A 215-nucleotide genomic window follows, 5' to 3' on the forward strand; every position below is an offset into this window, starting at 1 on the left:
GCTCTGCCCTGCCTGACCCCGCACGCTCCGCCGCGTACCCGATGGCCAAGCCCGGCTACGGCAAACGCTCCGCACCCGGCCAACCTGAGCGCACGCCGCACGACTTCAGCGTTCTCCCTGTGCGCGAGCGGTACGTTGCCGCGTTTGTCGACCATCTCCCCGAGGGCGCGGCGATGAGCGTGAAGGAGCTGGCCAAGCAGCTCCCGCTCTACGGG

At 70.2% G+C, this 215-nt stretch carries 1 pseudogene; it reads left to right on the forward strand.

The annotated features are described in order from the left end of the window. Positions 1-215 (forward strand): annotated as a pseudogene (locus IF17_RS1000000140080) (MarR family transcriptional regulator); the annotation flags it as partial.

Source organism: Streptomyces cyaneofuscatus (genome assembly GCF_000718135.1).
Classification (GTDB): Bacteria; Actinomycetota; Actinomycetes; order Streptomycetales; family Streptomycetaceae; genus Streptomyces; species Streptomyces cyaneofuscatus.